The sequence below is a fragment of the Kitasatospora sp. NPDC057198 genome, assembly GCF_042670125.1.
Lineage (GTDB): Bacteria > Actinomycetota > Actinomycetes > Streptomycetales > Streptomycetaceae > Kitasatospora.
In genome coordinates this window covers 1-2,482 of record NZ_JBHUWH010000735.1, presented here as the reverse complement: position 1 = coordinate 2,482, position 2,482 = coordinate 1, and the positions used below count along the sequence as shown (strand labels likewise).

3 protein-coding genes are annotated in these 2,482 nt (G+C 78.2%); all 3 read right to left on the bottom strand.

Going from position 1 to position 2,482, the window contains the following annotated elements; genetic code table 11:
- Positions 1-771: FAD-dependent oxidoreductase (locus ACFUEL_RS38410; RefSeq protein WP_380242664.1), on the bottom strand; the 771-nt coding region annotated here is incomplete at its 3' end.
- Positions 752-1,060, bottom strand: a complete 309-nt coding sequence (locus ACFUEL_RS38405) for a (2Fe-2S)-binding protein (RefSeq protein ID WP_380242662.1) — start codon at positions 1,058-1,060, stop codon at positions 752-754. The genes ACFUEL_RS38405 and ACFUEL_RS38410, both read right to left, overlap by 20 nt.
- Before the next feature lie 160 nt (positions 1,061-1,220).
- Positions 1,221-2,378: an NAD(P)/FAD-dependent oxidoreductase gene (locus tag ACFUEL_RS38400; RefSeq protein WP_380242660.1), complete on the bottom strand. Its 1,158-nt coding sequence runs from the start codon at positions 2,376-2,378 to the stop codon at positions 1,221-1,223.
- Positions 2,379-2,482: the final 104 nt, after the last annotated feature.

Below are 2,482 nucleotides of genomic sequence, written 5' to 3'. Positions count from 1 at the left end.
GACCCGGTCGGTGCCGTGCGCCTCGACCACGGCGCTGCTGCGGCGCAGCCGCACGCCGCGCCGCAGCAGCCTGGCACCGTGCGCGGCGCCCTCGGCGAGCTTCGCGGGGTTGCCGGCCAGCACCGGCAGTCCGCGGGCGTAGCCGAGGTAGGAGGTGGCCTCCACGATCGCGGGGACCTTCGCGCCGGCCGAGACCAGCGAGGCGGCGGCGGCCAGCAGCAGCGGGCCGCTGCCGGACACCACGATCCGCCGGCCGGGCAGCACCAGAGAGGACTTGAGCACGGCCTGCGCGCCGCCCGCGGTCACCACTCCGGGCAGCGTCCAGCCGGGGAAGGGCAGGTGCCGCTCGTAGGCGCCGGTGGCCAGCAGGACGGCGCGGGCCAGGACGGTGGTCCGGTCGGCCGCCCCGGGGCCGCGGGTGGCGTGCAGGCGCCAGGGACGCCCTTCGTCGCCCGGGTCGCCCGCCTCGGCCGCCCACACGTGGTGGCCGGCCAGGTGGTCGACCAGCGGCGAGGCCGCCAGCCGTTCGCGCAGCCGGGCGAAGACCGCCCAGCCGTGGTGCAGCTTCCCGGGGCGCGCGGCGCCCAGTTCGGGCGCGGGGTGCCGGTAGTACTGGCCGCCGAGCCGGCTGCCGGCGTCCACCAGCGCGACCCGCAGACCGAGCCGGGCGGCGGCGTCGGCCCCGGCCAGTCCGGCGGGGCCGGCGCCGATCACCGCGAGGTCGTACACCGTTCCGGGGCCGGCGCCCGGCTCAGACTTCGAGGTCGGCACGGCCGTGGCCCTCCTGGGTGGTGACGGTGTCGCCGTGCTCGGCGGGCAGCAGGCACAGGCGCTGGTTGGGGCTGCCGTTGACGGTGGCCAGGCAGTCGAAGCACTGGCCGATCCCGCAGAACGCGCCGCGCGGGCGGCCCCCGGAGCGGGTGGTGCGCCAGGCCAGTACGCCGTCGGCCCACAGCGCGGCGGCCAGCGTCCGGCCGGGCAGCGCGGGCACCGGGCGGCCGTCGAACAGGATGGTGCGGGCGGGGCCGGGTTCGGCGCCCACCAGGTCGAGCGGGTCCATGGCTACTCCTCTCCTCGCCTTCGTGTGCTTCGTACCGCCGCCGGGCCCGGGTGCCCGCCCGGCCCGCCGTTCCGGCCGCCGTTCCGGGCGGCGGCCGTGGCACCCCTGGCAGCCGTAGCGGCCCCGGCCCCCCTGGCGCCCCGCTCCCGCCGGCCTGGGCTCACGACTCCCCCGCCGCGTCCCCGAACCGCTCGGGACGGAACGGCGCCAGGTCGAACTCCGGTTCGGCGCCGGTCAGTTGGCGGCTGATCAGCAGCCCGGTGGCGGGCGCCAGGCCGATGCCCGCGCCCTCGTGCCCGCAGGCGTGGTAGAGGCCGGGCACCCGGGCGTCGCGCCCGATGGCGGGCAGGTGGTCGGGCAGGTAGGGGCGGAAGCCGCGGTAGCCGCGCTGCACCTGGACGGTGCGCAGCACCGGGAAGAGCGCGGCGGCCTGGGCGGCGAGCCGGTGCAGCACCTCGGGGTCGAGGGTGCGGTCGAAGCCGACCCGCTCCCGGCTGGCGCCGATCAGCACCGGCCCGGCGGGGGTGCCTTCGACCACGGCGGAGGACTGCAGGTCGGCCGAGCCGGAGGCGACGTCGGCAACGTAGTCGGCGGCGTAGACCTTGCGCCGGACGATCCGCGGCAGCGGTTCGGTGACCAGTACGAAGCCGCGCCGGGGCAGCACCGGCAGGTGCGCCCCGGCCAGCGCGGCGAGTTCGCCGCCCCAGGTGCCGGCCGCGTTGACCACGGCGGCCGCGGCGATCTCGCCGCGTTCGGTGCGCACGCCGGTGACGGGGCCGCCGGGGCGGCGCAGCAGGCCGGTGACGGCCTCGCCGAGGTGCCGGTCGGCGCCGGAGGCGCGCAGCAGGTGGGCGGCGGCCAGCGCGGGCTGCACCTGGGCGTCCTGCGGGTACAGGTAGCCGCCGGGCAGGCCGGGGGCCAGGTGCGGTTCGAGGGTGCGCAGTTCGTCGGCGGCGACCGGGACGGCCTGCACCCCGGCGGCGCGCTGCCGGGCGGCGAAGCCGTGCAGCGGGTCGAGCCCGGCGGGCCCGGTGGCGACCACCAGGCCGCCCTTGGGCTCGTACTCGACGCGGTCGCCGAACTCCTCGGCGAGCTCGCGCCACAGGCGGGTGGAGAGCAGCGCGAGGTCGAGTTCGGGGCCGGGTTCCTTGTCGGAGACCAGCAGGTTGCCTTCGCCCGCGCCGGTGGTCCCGCCGGCCACCGGACCGCGGTCCACCACGGCGACCTCCAGGCCGGCGCGGGCCGCGTAGTAGGCGCAGGCGGCGCCGACGACACCGGCGCCGACCACCACGACGTCGTAGGGGTTTCGCTTGAGCACCTCAGTAATATGTCACATGGTCTGAATCCCGGGCAAGCCCTCCACCAGCGCCGTTCTCCCCCGGCCCTCCCCCCGGGAACGCGGACGGCCCCGGACCGCAGGGG

What these genes read in the sequence shown, in the direction of transcription:
- ACFUEL_RS38405 (WP_380242662.1), bottom strand. Translation starts at nt 1,060, where the DNA reads ATGGACCCGCTCGACCTGGTGGGCGCCGAACCCGGCCCCGCCCGCACC.